14 protein-coding genes and 1 pseudogene are annotated in these 15394 nt (G+C 74.1%); 10 read left to right on the top strand and 5 right to left on the bottom strand.

Going from position 1 to position 15394, the window contains the following annotated elements:
• Positions 1–42: 42 nt before the first annotated feature.
• The 3 genes from ACIBPC_RS18775 to ACIBPC_RS18765 are packed head-to-tail and all read left to right on the top strand — an operon-like array spanning position 43 to position 3694.
• Positions 43–987, top strand: coding sequence for a carbohydrate ABC transporter permease (locus tag ACIBPC_RS18775; protein WP_398845984.1), 945 nt, complete (start codon positions 43–45; stop codon positions 985–987).
• Positions 984–1898: a carbohydrate ABC transporter permease gene (locus ACIBPC_RS18770; protein WP_362958558.1), complete on the top strand. Its 915-nt coding sequence runs from the start codon at positions 984–986 to the stop codon at positions 1896–1898. Before ACIBPC_RS18775 ends, ACIBPC_RS18770 begins: the two co-directional genes overlap by 4 nt.
• A complete protein-coding gene (locus tag ACIBPC_RS18765) occupies positions 1895–3694 on the top strand; it encodes a DUF2264 domain-containing protein (protein WP_398845983.1) in 1800 nt (599 codons plus the stop codon). Before ACIBPC_RS18770 ends, ACIBPC_RS18765 begins: the two co-directional genes overlap by 4 nt.
• 81 nt (positions 3695–3775) lie before the next feature.
• Here ACIBPC_RS18765 and ACIBPC_RS18760 read toward each other — a convergent pair whose 3' ends face one another.
• Both ACIBPC_RS18760 and ACIBPC_RS18755 read right to left on the bottom strand, forming a co-directional pair.
• On the bottom strand, positions 3776–4738 hold the full coding sequence (locus ACIBPC_RS18760; protein ID WP_398845980.1) for a phosphotransferase: 963 nt from the start codon (positions 4736–4738) through the stop codon (positions 3776–3778).
• 23 nt (positions 4739–4761) lie between these two features.
• Complete coding sequence (locus ACIBPC_RS18755; RefSeq protein ID WP_398845977.1) at positions 4762–7740, bottom strand: BTAD domain-containing putative transcriptional regulator; 2979 nt, start codon at positions 7738–7740, stop codon at positions 4762–4764.
• Between the two features lie 325 nt (positions 7741–8065).
• Between ACIBPC_RS18755 and ACIBPC_RS18750 the strand changes: the two genes are divergently transcribed.
• The 6 genes from ACIBPC_RS18750 (at position 8066) to ACIBPC_RS18725 (ending at position 12763) form a co-directional block, all read left to right on the top strand.
• Positions 8066–9085: an AfsA-related hotdog domain-containing protein gene (locus ACIBPC_RS18750; RefSeq protein WP_362958546.1), complete on the top strand. Its 1020-nt coding sequence runs from the start codon at positions 8066–8068 to the stop codon at positions 9083–9085.
• A complete protein-coding gene (locus tag ACIBPC_RS18745) occupies positions 9076–9480 on the top strand; it encodes a hypothetical protein (protein ID WP_398845973.1) in 405 nt (134 codons plus the stop codon). The genes ACIBPC_RS18750 and ACIBPC_RS18745 overlap by 10 nt, the downstream gene beginning before the upstream one ends.
• Before the next feature lie 146 nt (positions 9481–9626).
• A complete protein-coding gene (locus ACIBPC_RS18740) occupies positions 9627–10805 on the top strand; it encodes an alpha/beta hydrolase (protein ID WP_398845972.1) in 1179 nt (392 codons plus the stop codon).
• A gap of 35 nt (positions 10806–10840) precedes the next feature.
• Positions 10841–11641 carry a phosphotransferase enzyme family protein gene (locus tag ACIBPC_RS18735; RefSeq protein WP_398845969.1) on the top strand — a complete coding sequence of 267 codons (801 nt, stop codon included), beginning with the start codon at positions 10841–10843 and terminating at the stop codon, positions 11639–11641.
• 100 nt (positions 11642–11741) lie between these two features.
• Positions 11742–12023, top strand: a complete 282-nt coding sequence (locus ACIBPC_RS18730; RefSeq protein WP_398845966.1) for a SelT/SelW/SelH family protein — start codon at positions 11742–11744, stop codon at positions 12021–12023.
• Complete coding sequence (locus ACIBPC_RS18725; RefSeq protein ID WP_398845964.1) at positions 12023–12763, top strand: nucleotidyltransferase domain-containing protein; 741 nt, start codon at positions 12023–12025, stop codon at positions 12761–12763. Before ACIBPC_RS18730 ends, ACIBPC_RS18725 begins: the two co-directional genes overlap by 1 nt.
• A gap of 4 nt (positions 12764–12767) precedes the next feature.
• On the opposite strand, the gene ACIBPC_RS18720 is transcribed toward ACIBPC_RS18725, so the two are convergent.
• Both ACIBPC_RS18720 and ACIBPC_RS18715 read right to left on the bottom strand, forming a co-directional pair.
• On the bottom strand, positions 12768–13559 hold the full coding sequence (locus ACIBPC_RS18720) for a MerR family transcriptional regulator (protein WP_398845962.1): 792 nt from the start codon (positions 13557–13559) through the stop codon (positions 12768–12770).
• Entirely contained in the window at positions 13552–14085 is a 534-nt protein-coding gene (locus ACIBPC_RS18715; RefSeq protein ID WP_398845960.1) for a VOC family protein, read from the bottom strand. The genes ACIBPC_RS18720 and ACIBPC_RS18715 overlap by 8 nt, the downstream gene beginning before the upstream one ends.
• A 101-nt stretch (positions 14086–14186) precedes the next feature.
• On the opposite strand from ACIBPC_RS18715, the pseudogene ACIBPC_RS18710 reads away from it, so the two are divergent.
• Positions 14187–14480 (top strand): annotated as a pseudogene (locus ACIBPC_RS18710) (LuxR C-terminal-related transcriptional regulator); the annotation flags it as partial.
• 75 nt (positions 14481–14555) lie between these two features.
• Here ACIBPC_RS18710 and ACIBPC_RS18705 read toward each other — a convergent pair.
• Complete coding sequence (locus ACIBPC_RS18705; protein WP_398846568.1) at positions 14556–15386, bottom strand: putative RNA methyltransferase; 831 nt, start codon at positions 15384–15386, stop codon at positions 14556–14558.
• Positions 15387–15394 lie beyond the last annotated feature (8 nt).

Below are 15394 nucleotides of genomic sequence, written 5' to 3'. Positions count from 1 at the left end.
GGGGCGACCCCGGCCCGACGGAGAGGAACGACAGGGACAGTCATGGCATCCATCACCGGCACCCAGGCCCGCACCGGCGCGACGGAGCGAGGCACCACGGGACGCGGCGGCAGGCGGGGCGGCGTACTGCTGCTCCTCGGCCCCTTCTTCGCGCTGTTCGTCTTCACCTACATCGGCCCGATGCTCTACGCGCTGTGGCTCAGCTTCTTCCGCGAGCGCTACGAGGGCATCGGCTGGGACGGCCCGCAGCGCGTCTTCGCGGGCCTGCAGAACTACACGCGCGCGCTGACCGACGAGCAGTTCCTCCAGGGCACGGGCCGCGTCCTGCTGTACGGCCTGATCTACGTGCCGCTGCTCATCGCGCTCGCCGCCCTCTTCGCGCTGCTGCTCGACAGCGCGATGACGGCCGCGCGCCGCTTCTTCCAGACGGTCCTCTTCCTGCCGCACATCGTCCCCGGACTGATCGCGGCGATCGTCTGGGTGTACCTCTACACCCCCGGCCTGAGCCCCATCGTCGACGCACTGGACGCGATCGGCATACAGGCCGACTTCCTCAACGGCGGCGGTGTCCTCGGCTCGCTGGTCAACATCGCCGTGTGGCAGTCACTGGGCTTCAACGTGGTGCTGATCTACGTCGCACTCCAGGCCATCCCCAAGGCCACCGTCGAGGCCGCGCGCATCGACGGCGCGGGCGAGATCCGCACCGCCGTGTCCGTCAAACTGCCGCAGGTCTTCCCCGCCGTGATGGTCGCGACGCTCTTCACCATCATCGGCTCCCTCCAGCTGTTCACCGAGCCGCAGATCATGTCCGCCTCCGGCAACAGCTCGGTGACCAGCACCTGGACACCCAACATGCTCGCCTACTCGTCCGCCTTCAACAGCAACGACTACCACTACGCCGCCACCGTCTCCGTGCTGATCGCCGTCCTCGCCGGAGTCCTCTCCTTCGCCGTCACCACGTTCGCCAACCGGAGGAGCGCCCGATGACCGACGTCCTCACCACCGGGCGCCCCGCCCCGGAGGCCACACCCCGCGACTCCCGGCCGGAACAGCACGGCAACGCCTGGTGGCTGCGCCGCTCCACGGCCACGATCCTGTGCGCCATCGCCGCCATCTACACCCTGATGCCGCTCGTCTGGCTCGTCTTCGGTGTCACCAAGACACTGCCCGAGCTGTACAGCGCCAACGGCTTCTCGCCCTCCGCCGGATTCCACGTCTTCGACAACGTCGCGGACCTCTTCCGCCAGGACGACGGCGTCTTCGCCCGCTGGATACTCAACACGGCGGGCTACGCACTGGGCGGCGCCGCCATCGCCACGCTGCTGTCGGTCGCCGCCGGGTACGCCTTCGACAAGTTCCAGTTCCCCGGCCGCGAGAAGTGGTACGCCGTCGTCATCGCGGGCGTGCTGATCCCGCACACCGCGATCGTCGTCCCCCTGTACCTGATGATGTCCGAGATCCACATGACGGACACGTACTGGTCCGTCCTGATCCCGGTGATGGTCAACCCCTTCGGCGTCTACCTCGCCCGCGCCTACTCCTCCGGCGCCATACCCGACGAACTGCTGGAGGCCGCCCGGCTCGACGGCGCCAGCGAACTGCGCACCTTCTTCTCCGTCGGCCTGCGCCTGATGGGCCCCGGCGCGCTCACCATCTTCCTGTTCCAGTTCATCGCCATCTGGAACAACTTCTTCCTGCCCCTGGTGATGATCACCGACAACGACCTCTTCACCATCGGCCAGGGCCTGTTCACCTGGAGCTCCGCCGACGGGCAGAACCCCGACTACACGCGCATGGTCGTCGTCGGCTCGGCCGTCGCGACCATCCCGCTCATCCTGCTGTTCATCCCGCTCCAGCGCCGCTGGCGCGCGGGCCTGACGGAAGGCGGCATCCGTTGAGCACCTCCCCCCACAGCCCATTCCCCCACAGCGCGGCCCCGCCCGAGGACCACCGGCTCTCCCCGCGCACCGGCTACACCCGCGCCCACTGGGAGTGGGCCGCCGACAGCATGCTCGCCGCGGTGCGCCCGTACGCCACCCCCAGCGGCTCCCTGCTCGACCTGCCGGGCCCGGCCAGCGTCTCAGGGCGCTGGAGCGACGGCCTGGAGGGGTACGCGCGCACGTTCCTCCTGGCCGCCTTCCGCGCCGCGCACGCCGCCGACCCCGAGCCGGTCGTCGCCCCGTACGCCACCGGCATCGCCGCCGGCACGGACCCGGCCTCGCCCGAACGCTGGCCCACGCCCGAGGAGATCGGGCAGGCACGCGTCGAGGCCGCCTCCGTCGCCCTCGCCCTGCACGAGACGCGCGCCGTCCTGTGGGACCGCCTGGACGACGGCGTACGGGAGCGCGCCGTCGCCTGGCTCTCCCAGATGTCCGGCATCGACGTCCCGCAGAACAACTGGGTGTGGTTCCGCGCGGTCGTCGCCGCGTTCCTGCGCTCCGTGGGCGCCCCGTACTCCACCGCCGACATCGAGCGCGCCGTCGCCGCCACCGACGGCTGGTACCGGGGCGACGGCTGGTACTCGGACGGCGACGAGCGGAACTACGACCACTACAACGCCTGGGCCATGCACCTGTACCCGCTGTGGTACTGCCGCATCACCGGCGACACCCCCGAGACCGCCGCGCTGTCCGCCCGCTACCGGGAACGGCTCAGTGCGTTCCTCCAGGACGCCGCGCCCTACCTCGTCGGCGGTGACGGGGCGCCGCTGTTCCAGGGACGGTCGCTGACGTACCGCTTCGCCGCCGCCGCCCCGTTCTTCAACGGCGCGCTGTTCGACGCGAACCCGCTGCCGCCGGGGCTCACCCGCCGCGCCGCCAGCGGCATGCTGCGCTACTTCCTGGACCGTGGCGCCACCGAGGAGAACGGGCTGCTCTCCCTCGGCTGGCACCGCCGCTTCGAGCCGGTGCGCCAGCCGTACTCGGGACCCGCCTCGCCCTACTGGGCCAGCAAGGGCTTCACCGGGCTGCTCCTCCCGCCCGACCACCCCGTGTGGACCGCGCAGGAGCAGGACCTCCCCGTCGAGCGTGGCGACTTCACGCGCGCCCTGCCCGTACCCGGCTGGCTCGTCTCCGGCACGGCGTCGGACGGCGTCGTCCGCATCTCCAACCACGGCACCGACCACACCCCGCCCTACCACCACGTCTACAGCCGCCGCGCCTACTCCACGCACGCCGCGCCCGACTACGACGGGCCCGACCCGGACCGCGAGACACCCGTCGAGCCGCTCTCGCTCACGGGCCGCACCGCCCTGTCCCGCTCCGGCGGCATCACGACCGCCTCGGCGGTCAACGGGCCCTGGGAGGTCCGCGTCGTGCACGCCAAGGGCTCCGACCCGGTCCGCATCCCCGGGCACACCCTCGCGGGGGCGGCCGCGCCCTCCGGCGACCACGGCCTGACGCGCCGCGCGGACGGGCTGACCAGCGCACTGCTCGTGCTGTACCCCGCGTTCAACGCGACGGTCACCCTGCACCGCGCGCAGGACGTCAATCCCTACGGCACGCACAGTGCGACGCCCGTCTACGAGGCCGCCGCATCCGCCGGCGCCCCCCACGCCGTCGCGCTGTACCTCGGCTCCACCCCGCCCGGCACGCTGCCCACGGCACCCCGCCTCGCGCTCCACCCCACCGCGCCCACGGCCACCGTCACCTGGCCTGACGGCCAGAGCGACACCTTCCCCACCGGCGCCGCATAGCACAGCCGGGGTATCACCGGCACGTGCCCGCGACCACGCCTCCCCGCGTACGCGCGGCACGTGCCGGTGCCGCCCCAGCCGTCAGGCGAGCGCGTCCCGGTGCCGCGCCACCCACGCACGCGCCTCGCGGACCCGCGCCGGGACATCCGCCTCCCGCAGCCGCACCATCGCCGCATCACCCCGCGCCGCGCCCGCCTCGATGCCGTCCGCGCACCGCTCCTGCCACCACAGCACGGACCCGACGACAGCACGCGGCTCCACCGGCCGCCCACCGACCGGGCCGTACGCCCCGCACACCGCACGGATCGCCCGCGCCGCGCCCGGCACATCCGCCACCGACGGACCCAGCCCCAGGAACTGCCAGCACAAGTGCGCCAGATCGTGCACCCGCTCACCCGGCGCGGCCAGGTCCCAGTCGACGAACGCGACCGGCCGCACCGTCCCCGGCGCGTACACCGTGTTGCGCGGCGACAGGTCGTTGTGGCACACCACCTCGCCCCCGGCGCTCAGCGGGGTCCCCGCCGTCAGGTCGTGGAACGCGCGCACCATCCGCGTGACGGCCGCCAGCGGCTCCGGCGTTCGCGCAGCCCGCTGCCGCGCGTCCGTCAGAGCCGCCTCACCCGGCACGAATCCCAGCAACTCCCGCCCGTCGCCGGACATCCCCAGGAAGCGCGGCGCACCCGCCCAGCCCCGCCGCTCGAACCACCGCAGCAGATCGTGCACGTACGCCGCCCGTTCCCCGGGCCACCGGCGCACCGTCGAGCCGGACAGGACCACCTCGTTCACCAGACCGCCCGCCAGCGGCCGCGCCCGCTCCGCCAGGGCGGCGTCCTCCGGCAGCGCGCTGACCCGCACGGGATCACGCGTCGCGTCCAGCACGACGACGGACAGGGAATCTCCCGGCTGCGGCAGTGGCGCGTCATTGCGCCACGCGGGCAGCTTCGCGTTGTCCACGAGCCCCGCCGTGCCGTCCTCCAGCACGACCAGAACCCCCCACGGCGCGACCGAAGTCACCCGTGCCTCCGACCGCTGATGGTCGATCACCCGGCACCTCCCTCTGCGGAGGCTCAGGCTATGCGGGCGAACGGTGCCGCCACGTTCCTCTCCCTGGGCTGGTGCTTCAGCAGACGACGGGCCACACCGGCGTAGCCGTGTCTTCGGGCCATGCTGCCCGCCTGCCGCTCCAGCAGCGTCCGCTCCGCCGTGTCCTGCATGGACGCGACGAGTCCCACCAGCGCGTGCAGTTCACCCCGCCGGTAGCCCAGGCCGCGCGAGACGGTCAGCGCCGCCTGATGGTGGCCGACGGCCTCCATCCGGTCGCCGATGAGCGTCATCGTCCGCCCCGCCGCGTTGTGGCACTCGGCCAGGGCCCACCGGTCGCTGTGCGCCTCGGCGACCCGCAGCCCCTCCCGCACGGCCGACCTGGCCGCGCCCGCGAGCCCGCCCGCCGCGTGCAGCGCGCCGAGGTACGCCTGCGACAGCGCCGCCATCCTCGGCAGCCGGTCGCTGAGCGCGAGCGCCGCCTCCTGCGCGGCGACCGCCTGTTCCAGCATCCGCAGGTCCTCCTGCGCCACCCCCATCTCGGTGAGGGCCAGCGCCTCCAGCCAGACGATGCGCAGCGAACGCGCCAGCCGCAGCGCCGTGCGGTGGTACCGCACCGCGATGTGCGGACGCCCCAGGTCCACCTCGACCCGGGCGAGGCCGCACAGCGCCAGCGCGATCTGCTCGGGCCGCTCGGCCGCCGTGAACTGCTCCACGGAGTGCGTCAGCAGGTCCCGCGCCTCGGTCAGGTCGCCCGCGAGCCAGCGCAGCCTGCCCAGGTACTCGTACGCCGCCGCCTGGACGCCGGGCAGCCGCTCCTCGTGCCCGATGGTCAGCGCCTGCCGCGCGTACTTCTCGGCCTGGTCCACCTTCCCCGCGATCAGCATGGCGTCGGTCAGCGAGACGCACAGCTCGCCCTCCGCCTCGCGGTCACCGGCGCGCCGCGCCGCGCGCAGCCCGGCCAGCGCGCCCGCCAGCCACTCGGGCATCAGGCTGTTGTGCTTGCACATGCCCCACAGGCGCTGGGCCAGCATCCAGGCCGCGGGGAACGGGCCGTGCTCGGCCGCGCATCCGGCGAGCGCGGGCAGGTTGCGCAGCTCGCCGCCCGCCTCGCGCCGCAGGAGGCGGGCCGCCGCGCTGTCCGGCGCTGGACCTGTCGTGACGACGCCGTCGGGGCCCGCCACGTGCAGCCGCACCGGGCCGCCCGCGAGCACCGAGGCCGCGCGCATCGACCAGGCCGTGAGCCGGTGGACGGCCGCCTCGCGCTCGTCCGGCCGCTCGTCGGCGAGGGCGCGGCGGCGGGCGTACTCGCGCAGCAGGTCGTGCGGGAAGCGGTAGCGGTGCGTGCCGTGCGGCTCGATCAGGTTGGCTGCGACCAGCGAGTCGAGCACCCGCTCGGTCTCCTCGTCGCCGAGCCCCGCCAGGGCGGCGGCGGCGCGCCGGGTCAGCTTCGGCCCCGGCACGAGCGCCAGGCGCCGCAGCACCCGGCGGGACGTCTCGTCGAGCGAGTGGTACGACAGGTCGAGCGACGCCGAGACGGACAGCTGCTCGTCGCCCGGCACGGCGGCGTGCGCCAGCGGGTCCTCGGAGGTGAGGCGCCGCGCTATGCCGTCGAGGTCCTCGTCGGTCACGGACGCGCCCGCCGCCACCAGCCGCAGCGCCAGCGGGAGGTAGCCGCACAGCCGCGCGATCTCGGCGGCGGACTTCCCGGCGGCGGGCCCCAGCATGGTGTGCAGCAGCTGCTCGGCGTCCTGCGCCGGGAGCACGGGCAGGTCCACGTGCCGGGCGCCCTCGCCCGCGACGAGCCCGGTCAGCCGGCGCTGGCTGGTGATCAGCACCGCGCAGCCGGGACTGCCGGGCAGCAGCGGGCGTATCTGCTCGGTGTGCGCCGCGTTGTCGAGCACGACCAGTACGCGGCGTTTGGCGAGCAGGGAACGGAAGAGGCTGGACCGCTCCCGGGTGTCCGGCGGCACGTGCTGGTTGGCCACGCCGAGGGACCGCAGGAATCCGCCCAGGATCTCCGTCGGGTGGGCGGGGCCGAGCGGGTCGAAGCCGCGCAGGTCGGCGAACAGCTGGCCGTCCGGGAAGTCGTCGACCACCTGGTGCGCGCAGTGCACGACCAGCGCCGTCTTGCCCACGCCCGCGGTGCCCTCGACATAGACGATCGGCATGCCGCCGGAGCGCAGCAGCCCCGTGATCCGGCCGACCTCCTCGTTCCGGCCCGTGAAGCCGTACGCGTCGTGCGGCAGTTGGGCGGGGACGGCCGCCGGGGCCTTCTCCGGGGGCGGCCTGCGCGGCGCCTGGGCGCCCCCGGACAGGACGAGCTGGTGCGCGGCGCGCAGTTCGGGACCGGGATCGGTGCCGTACTCCTCGGCCAGGCGCTGGCGGATGCGCGCGTAGACGTTGAGCGCCTCGATCTGGCGGCCGGAACGGGCGAGTGCCCGCATCAGCAGGCCGTGCAGGTGCTCGCGCTGCGGGTGTTCGGCGGCGAGCCGCACGAGTTCCGGGACGTGCTCAGGGCCGTGGCCCAGGTCGAGGCCGAGCGCGTGGCTCTCCTCCAGGGCGATGAGCTGCTGTTCGGCGAGCCGGTCCCGTTCCAGCTCTATGCCGGGCCCCATGGTGTCCTCGGCGAGCGGTCCGCGCCACAGCGCCGTGGCCCGGGTGAGCGCCTCGGCGGCGCGGGCGGGCTTGTCCTCGTTCTTGAACGAGCGGGCGGCGGCGAGGAGTTCCTCGAACTCCCACAGGTCGAAGCCGCCGCGCGGGTCGATCGCGTAGCCCGCGGTGGTGAGGGTGATCGGTGCGGTGGCGGGCAGGCAGCGGCGCAGGCCCGACACGTACTTCTGGATGAGATTGACCGAGGGGGTGGGCCCGTCGGCCCCCCACACGGTCGCGATGATGCGCTCGGCCGAGACGGGCCGCGGCGCGCGCAATAAGAGCGCGGCGAGGACGGCTCGTTGCCTGGGCGGGCCGAGGGGGATCTCCGCCCCGGCCCGCAGTGCTCTCAATGGGCCGAGAACCTCGAATCGAACCCCGTATTCAGTCATGACGAAACCCCGTATTCGATCACAACGTACCCGAAATGGTCACTTTCGGTGGTGCCCCCAGCTGATATGTGGAGCATAGGCGATGGCGCGTGTGCGTGGGTGGACGGTTACGTGGTGTTCATCAACACCCCTCCCATAGGCACTGTTTGGTCGCGCATGCGCATTCTGCACAACACATCGCGCAGTCTCTTCAGCGTTTCTTCCAGCCTCCCGTCAGCGGGGCCCGTCATCGTCGCCGACAGGGCACCGGGGGGTGCCCGCACGGACCCGGAAGGAGAGCACGGCAATGACCCTGCCCATGGAACTCCCCTCGTCCACCACGCGCGACCGGCTCACGTACGACGCGACCGTCCCGCGCGCGATGGTGCACCGGGCCTCGATCGCCGAGGTCTTCGTCACCGACTCGGTCGCCGCGGCGACCAACGGCATCGGCCGCTCGGAGGCGTCCTTCGAGGTCGCGGCGCAGCTGCCGCGCGGCCATGTCATCGGAGAGCACTCGGCCGGCTACGACTTCCTGCTCCTCGTCGAGGTGATGCGGCAGGCGGGCGTGTACGTGGCGCACCAGCACCTCGGTGTCGCCCTGGACAGCGCCTTCATCTTCAAGTCGATGAACTACTGGGTGCGCTCGCTGGAGGCACTGCGGATCGGGCCGCGCCCGGCGCACGTCGTCGTCGTCCTGACGGTGCGCCCCGAGCGCAACAGGGCCGGGCGCGTCCTCGGCTTCGACTTCGACGGCACGCTGCTGGTGGACGGCGTGCGGACGCTGGAGGCGTCGGGCGGGCTCGCGTTCGTCGGCCGCCGCGCGTTCGGCATGCTGCGGGCCAAGGGCCGCGACCGGGCGGCGACCGCCGACCCGACCGCCGTCCTCAGCTCCCGGCTCGCGCCCGCGGCCCCGGCGACCATCGGCCGCCGCGACCGCCGCAACGTCGTGGTGACCGAGCCGACGGTCGGACCGCGCGGCACCGCGCAGGCCCGGCTCGTCGTCGACACCGAGCACCCGCACCTGTTCGACCACCAGCTCGACCACATACCGGGCAACCTCCAGCTGGAGGCCGCCCGCCAGCTCGCCGTCGCCGCCGTGGCGCGGCTGCACGGCCTCTTCCCGAGCGAACTGGCCGTCACCCGCCTGCGGGCGGACTTCACGGACTTCGCCGAACTCGACCTCAACACCACGGCCACCGCGCAGGTGGACGGCGTGCGCCACGCGAAGGAGCTGGGGCTGCTGGCCGTGCCGGTCGCCGTCCGCATGAGCCAGGGCGAGCACACGGTCAGCGAGGTCCTGATCGAGGTGGCGCAGTGGTCCTGACACCCGGCGACCCGGACCACCGGGCCGTCCCGCTCACCCCGCTCGCGGACGACTACGGCGAGACCCTGTCCAACCCGCTGGCCGGGCCCGGCCGTACGGCGGGCCGCTCCGGCATGCCGCGGGAGACCGTGGCCGCCGCCGTCGAGGCCGCGACGGAGCGGCACGGCGCGGCGCTGATGGCCGAGCTGGGCAGCCGCCTGCCGCCCACGGAACCCGACGACCCGGACAGCGGCGACCGTCCGGACGACCCCGACAGCGGCGACCCCGACGCAGAGGCCGACGCATCCGTTCCCCGCACGCGCGGGCAGCCCGTACGCACCCGGCGCTCCCCTCTCCCGCGCCTCTCCCCGCTCCGCACGACCCGCTCCACCACGTCCGCCGTACTGGCCGCCTGACCAAGCGGCCCACGTCCCCCACGCACGCACTCCCGCCCCGGCGGCCTTGCGCCGCCGGGCTTTCCGCATGGCATCGGAACTCCTGTGTCCCCCATGCCCCTTCCCGTTCCCCCACGGCGCCCCATACTCCGCTCCCACCACGTGACGTGAAAGGTCCCATCACGATGGCGCGCGCCCGCAGACCACTCCTGGCCGCCGCGGCGGCCCTCCTGTCGCTCACCCAGGTACTCGCGACGGAGTCCCGGCACGCATGGGCCGCCCCGGCCAGGCAGGCCGTCGGCACACCCTCCGACCCACCACCCGCACACCAGACATCCCCGCAGGCAGCCCAGCAGGGATCACCCACCGCCCCTTCCCCGGCGGCGCTTCCCGCCGACGTGGTCGAAATACCCGTCAGCTTCATCGTCAGGAACGTCAACCGCTCCCTGTCCGTCTGCGCCGTGGACGGCGGGACGTACACCGTGCGCGGTCACCTCACCGCGCCGCGCGCCCTCCTGGACAGCGGCGACGACCTGTCCGTCACGCTCTACCAGCACGACATCGCCAGCGGCGAGTGGTTCTGGCGGCTCGACGCCCAGGGCCACCACCTCGCCCGCGAACTCGCCGCACGCGGCCACGCCTCGCTCACCGTCGACCGCCTCGGCTACGGCGCCAGCGACATCCCGAACGGCACCGGCCTGTGCCTGGGCGGCAGCGCCGACATCGCCCACCAGATCACCCAGCAGCTGCGCGACGGGGACTACCGCACGCACGGCGCGGACCGGGAGACACCACCCGCGTTCGACCACGTCTTCCTGGCGGGCCAGGGCAACGGCGCCCAGCTCGCCCAGATCGCGGGCTACTCGTTCGACGGCATCGACGGCCTCGTCCTCATGGACTGGACCGACGTGGGCCTCGACCCCCGCGTCAACGCCCCCTTCTTCACGGCGCTCGGCCCCTGCCTCTCCGGCGCCGACAACGGCTACGCCTACTACGACCCGACACCCGCCGCGTTCGCCGAGGAGAACTTCACCGACGTCCCGCCCGAAGTCCTCGGCCTCGCCGTCCCGCTGCGCAGCCCGCACCCGTGCGGCGAGATGGTGTCCCAGCCGACAGCCGTCCTGTCCGACCTGCGGCACCTGCCCGGCATCGACACCCCCGTGCTGCTCCTCTTCGGCGAGCACGACCCCCGGGTCGGCGACCCGCGCGAGCAGCGCGAGCTGTTCACCGGCGCGGACACCGAGCTGGTGACCGTGCCGGGCGCCGGGCACTACGTGACGTTCGGGCGCCGCGCGGACGTCCTGCACGACGCCCTGGCCGACTGGCTCACCCGCCACGGCGGCTGAAACGGACGCGACAGGACACGCGCGCCGCTGCCAGAATGCGCCGGGTGGACGAGCAAGAAGTACCCCTGACCGGTGGCAACGTGAGCGCGGGCGTCGCACGGGCGGGGGACACCGTACGCCGCCCGGCCGGACCGTGGACCCCCGCCGTGCACGCGCTGCTGCGGCACCTCCACGCCTCCGGCTTCGACGCCGCGCCGCGCCCCCTCGGCATCGACGGGCGCGGCCGCGAGATCCTCGGCCACGCGCCGGGCACCACGCTGTGGCCCGACCGGATGGACGAGCTGGCCCCCGCCGGGCGGCTGGCGCGCGTCGCCCGGCTGATCCGCGCGTTCCACGACGCGGCGGCGACGTTCACCCCGCCGCCGGACGCCGCCTGGCAGCGGCTGCTGCCCGTCCTGGACGACGGACCGGCCGTCATCGGGCACGGCGACATCGCGCCGTGGAACCTCGTCGCCGACGGCCCCGAGGGACCCTGGGTCCTCATCGACTGGGACGGCGCCGGCCCCACCACCCGCCTGTGGGACCTCGCCTACGCCTGCCACGGCTTCGTCCGCCTCACCGCCGCCCCGCCCTTCGGACGGCCCGATGACGAGAACGCCGCGCGCCTGCGGGTCTTCGCCGACGCGTACGGCCTCGACGAGGCGCAGCGCCGCGCCCTCGTACCGCTGCTCGGCCGCCGGATCCGGGGGATGTACGACTTCCTGCGGGAGCGCGCGGCGGTGGGGGAGGAGCCGTGGGCGACCCACTGGCGCACGGGGCACGGCGATGCCTGGCTCGGCGACGCCGAGTACATCGAGGCGCGCAGCGCACTGTGGGCACGGGCGCTGCTGGACTGACGTCCGCCTCGTGGGCAGTGCTGGACTTTCCCGCGACGGCGGCCGGAGGATGACCGCACAGCACGAGCGGTACAGCGCGGCGGGAAGGCGGCGGTCCGGCATGGCACACGAGGTACGGATCGAGTACTGCACGCAGTGCCGCTGGCTGCCGCGCGCGGCCTGGCTGGCACAGGAGTTGCTGACCACCTTCGAGAACGATGTCTCCGCCGTCGCGCTCCAGCCGGGCACCGGCGGCGTCTTCCGCGTCAGCGTGGACGGCGAGACGGTCTGGGACCGCAAGACCCAGGGCTTCCCCGAGCCCACCGCCGTCAAGCGGCTGGTCCGCGACCGCGTCGCACCGGGCCGTTCCCTGGGCCACTCGGACTCCACCGCCGCCCCCTGATGAGCACGAACGCGCGCCGCGACCAGGTCCGGACGCTGCTCCTCGACCGCGCCCGCGCCGACAGCGCCGTCACGGGCGCGGCCCTGACCGGCTCGGCCGCGCGCGGCACCGAGGACCGCTGGTCCGACATCGACCTCTTCCTCGGCCTGGCCCCCGACGCCGCCGTGGCGGACACGCTCGCCGATTGGACCGCGTACCTCTACGGCGAGCTGGGCGCCCTCCACCACTTCGACCTGCGCGCGGGCGAGGCGATCTACCGGGCGTTCCTGCTGCCCGAGCCGCTGGAGGTCGATCTCGGATTCGCCCCAGGCGGCGCCTTCGGGCCCGTGGGCGACGGCGGGTTCCGCGCCGTCTTCGGCACCCCGGCCGCGCCACGGCCCGCGTCCGCCCCCGACCCCGGCCACCTGACCGGCCTCGCCTGGCACCACGTGCTGCACGCGCGGATCGCCATCGAGCGCGGCGCGTACTGGAACGCCGAACACTGGATCAGCGCCACCCGGGACCACATCCTGACCCTCGCCTGCGCACGCCTCGGCCTCCCCACCGCGTACGCCAAGGGCGCCGACCGCCTGCCGGCCGCCGTCACCGCCCCGCTGGAGGCGACGCTGGTGCGCGCGCTCGACCCCGCCGAACTCTCCCGCGCGCTCGCCGTGACCGTACGCGCCCTGCTCACCGAACTGGCCCACAGCGCCCCGGCCGAGGCCGCCCGCCTGCGCGCCTGCCTGCTCGCCCTTGCCTGACCCGCTACTGCCAGGTCGCCGTGTCCGGGTCGATCCCCTGGGCGCGCGCGGACGCGTCGACACACCGCCGGAACCACGACGCCAGCCCCGCCCGTACACCGTCGTAGTGGGCCGCGAAGCCCGGGTCCGACTCGTACATGCGCCCCAGACACACCTGCATCCGCCGGGTGAGCGTGAAGAAGTGCGAGAACACCTCGCGGTGGCGCTCGACCAGCGCGTCCGCCTCAGGACTGCCCGGGGCGACGCCCCGGTCCAGCGCGTCGCCCAGGTCGCGTTCGAGCGCGGACATCGCCCCGGCGAGCGCGCGCCACTGCTCGCGCGTGCGGGAGGCGGAGCGTTCGGCGAACTGCGCCCACTGCGGGGACTCTCCCCACAGAACGCGCGCCTGCCCCGTTCTTCGCGCGTCCCAGTCCGGGCCGAACGTCGCCGCCTGCTCCTCCTCGCTCAGCAGGATCCCGCGCTCGTGGGCCTCGGCCATCCGCTCAAGGCGTTCGTCCAGCAGCCGCAGGTCGTCGATCTGCCCGGCGAGCTGGACGCGTTGCTCCCGCAGCGCGGCCCCGATCCCCGTGCTCGTGTCGTCGAGGACCGCGCGGATCGCGTCGAGCCCGAGACCGAGGTCGCGGTAGGCGGCGACGCGCTCAAGCCGCTGCACGTCCGCGTCGGTGTACAGGCGGTACCCGGCCGTGGTGCGGAGGGACGGCGACACGAGGCCGACCTCGTCCCAGTGGTGCAGCGCGCGGACGGTCACCCCCACGCGTCCGGCGGTCGCCCCCACCGTGAGACCGGCGTCAGCCACGGCCGTCGCCGCCGTCGCCGGGCGCGGTGATCCCGACCGCCGCGAGCGCCCGCGCCTCTGGACTGCCGGTGACGAGCCGCTTAGCCGCCGTGAACACCACCCGCGCCCCCTCGGGCGTGATCACCTCGATGTCGCGGGTGTTCCACGGCGTGTCACGCGGGCCGGTGACGCAGTCGGCGACGAGCGTGCGGCACGCCTCCGCGACCGGCTCCACCTCGTTCAGCACGCAGGAGAAACTCACACTCATCGCGGGCACCGCCGCCTGCGCGGCACCGGCCTCGGCGGCGACGAGCAGCACGTCCTGGAACGCCCAGCGGCGCAGGTGCACCAGCTGCCCGGGGATGCCGAACAGCTCGAAGAACCCGAGCCCGCGCACCCAGAAGTCCGTCGACGCGGCCAGATCACCCGTCGGCACCGTCACGAACGCGGGCATCCCGTAGATCCCCCGGAACGGCTCCGGCGCCACCGCGTCGGGACCGGGGACGGGCACGGGACTCATCTCGAAAGCGGGGAAGAAATCGCTCATGCGTTGCATCGTCCACCCCTACGCGGCGTGAGGGTCAACAGCGTTCGCCGGTCGGCACCCGCACGTACGCACCCGCGTCCCAGCCGCTGATCCGCGCCGCGGACCCCGCCCTCCGCGACGTCCGCGTGGTCATCCTCACCAGCTACGCCCTGGACGTCCCTGTGTTCGATGCGCTGCGCGCGGGCGCCTGCGGCTTCCTGCTGAAGGACACCGAGCCCACCGAACTTCTACGCTCCACGGCGTGCTCGCCCGGCGCGAAACGCGAGGTCCTCACACTGGTCGGCGCGGGACTCTCCGACGAGGAGAGCGCGGAGCGGCTGGTCATCTCCCCCACCACCGCCAAGACCCACGTCAGCCGCACCATGATCAAGCCCGGAGCCCGCGACCGCGCCCGAAACCGGCAGCGCTGTCCGCCCCCCCCACGCCGCATCCGTCAGCCCACCACGACCTGGGGCCGCCGGGACCGGCGGTCAGGCGCGTGGCCGGTAGACGGAGATGCGGAACGACACGGTGACCCGGCACGGCTCGCCCAGCCCGGCCACGCGCGCCCGCAACTCGTCCGCGCCGACATGCCGGGCGGTCGGGCCCATCCCCACCAGCTGCGCCACCTCCTCCGCGCCCAGGTCGAGCACGTGGTCGTGCTCCTCGTGGCCCTCCCGCGCGAAGTGGGCCCCCAGGGAGTGCCGCAGCCGCTCGTCCTTGGCGCCGTCCACCGACAGCAGGCCGAGCGAACGCCGCAGGTCGGCGAGGTGACGCCCCGTCGGCGTGACGACGACCAGGGCCCCGCCGGGCGACAGCACGCGGCGGAACTCCGGCCCGTTGCGCGGCGCGAACACGTTCAGCACCACGTCCACCGCGCCCGTACGCACCGGCAGCGGCTGCCACACGTCCCAGCTCGCCGCCACCGCGCGCGGGTGCGCGCGCGCCGCGCGGCGCAGCGCCGGGACCGACGTGTCCAGCCCCAGGCCCGCCGTGCCGTCCGGCAGGGCGCGCAGCACGGCGGCGAGGTGGTGCCCGGTCCCGGCGCCCGCGTCCAGCAGGACGCCGCCCGGCGGGCAGAGGGCGGCCGTGCGGGCGGCCAGCGCGTCGGTGAGCGGCGCGAAGTGGCGCGCGCCGAGGAAGCGTTCGCGCGCCGCCACCATGTCCGCCGTGTCGGCGGTCGCGGCGGGTCTGCCGCCCGCAAGCAGCGGCGCGTAGCCCTGCCGGGCAAGGTCGAACGTGTGCTGCCGCGCGCAGCGCAGGGTGCGGCCGGTCAGCGTGAGGGCCCCACCGCAGGGCGGGCAGCACAGGACGCGCAGCATCCGCTGCC

Origin of the sequence: Streptomyces sp. NPDC049879 (assembly GCF_044461265.1) — a bacterium.
In the GTDB taxonomy this organism is placed as follows: domain Bacteria; phylum Actinomycetota; class Actinomycetes; order Streptomycetales; family Streptomycetaceae; genus Streptomyces.
Note: the sequence above shows the minus strand (reverse complement) of the source record. Positions and strands in the feature narration are given on the sequence as shown.

Coding starts and splice junctions, on each gene's coding strand:
- ACIBPC_RS18775 (WP_398845984.1), top strand. CDS start 43: ATGGCATCCATCACCGGCACCCAGGCCCGCACCGGCGCGACGGAGCGA.
- ACIBPC_RS18770 (WP_362958558.1), top strand. CDS start 984: ATGACCGACGTCCTCACCACCGGGCGCCCCGCCCCGGAGGCCACACCC.
- ACIBPC_RS18750 (WP_362958546.1), top strand. CDS start 8,066: ATGACCCTGCCCATGGAACTCCCCTCGTCCACCACGCGCGACCGGCTC.
- ACIBPC_RS18735 (WP_398845969.1), top strand. CDS start 10,841: ATGCGCCGGGTGGACGAGCAAGAAGTACCCCTGACCGGTGGCAACGTG.
- ACIBPC_RS18730 (WP_398845966.1), top strand. CDS start 11,742: ATGGCACACGAGGTACGGATCGAGTACTGCACGCAGTGCCGCTGGCTG.
- ACIBPC_RS18725 (WP_398845964.1), top strand. CDS start 12,023: ATGAGCACGAACGCGCGCCGCGACCAGGTCCGGACGCTGCTCCTCGAC.
- ACIBPC_RS18715 (WP_398845960.1), bottom strand. CDS start 14,085: ATGAGCGATTTCTTCCCCGCTTTCGAGATGAGTCCCGTGCCCGTCCCC.
- ACIBPC_RS18705 (WP_398846568.1), bottom strand. CDS start 15,386: ATGCTGCGCGTCCTGTGCTGCCCGCCCTGCGGTGGGGCCCTCACGCTG.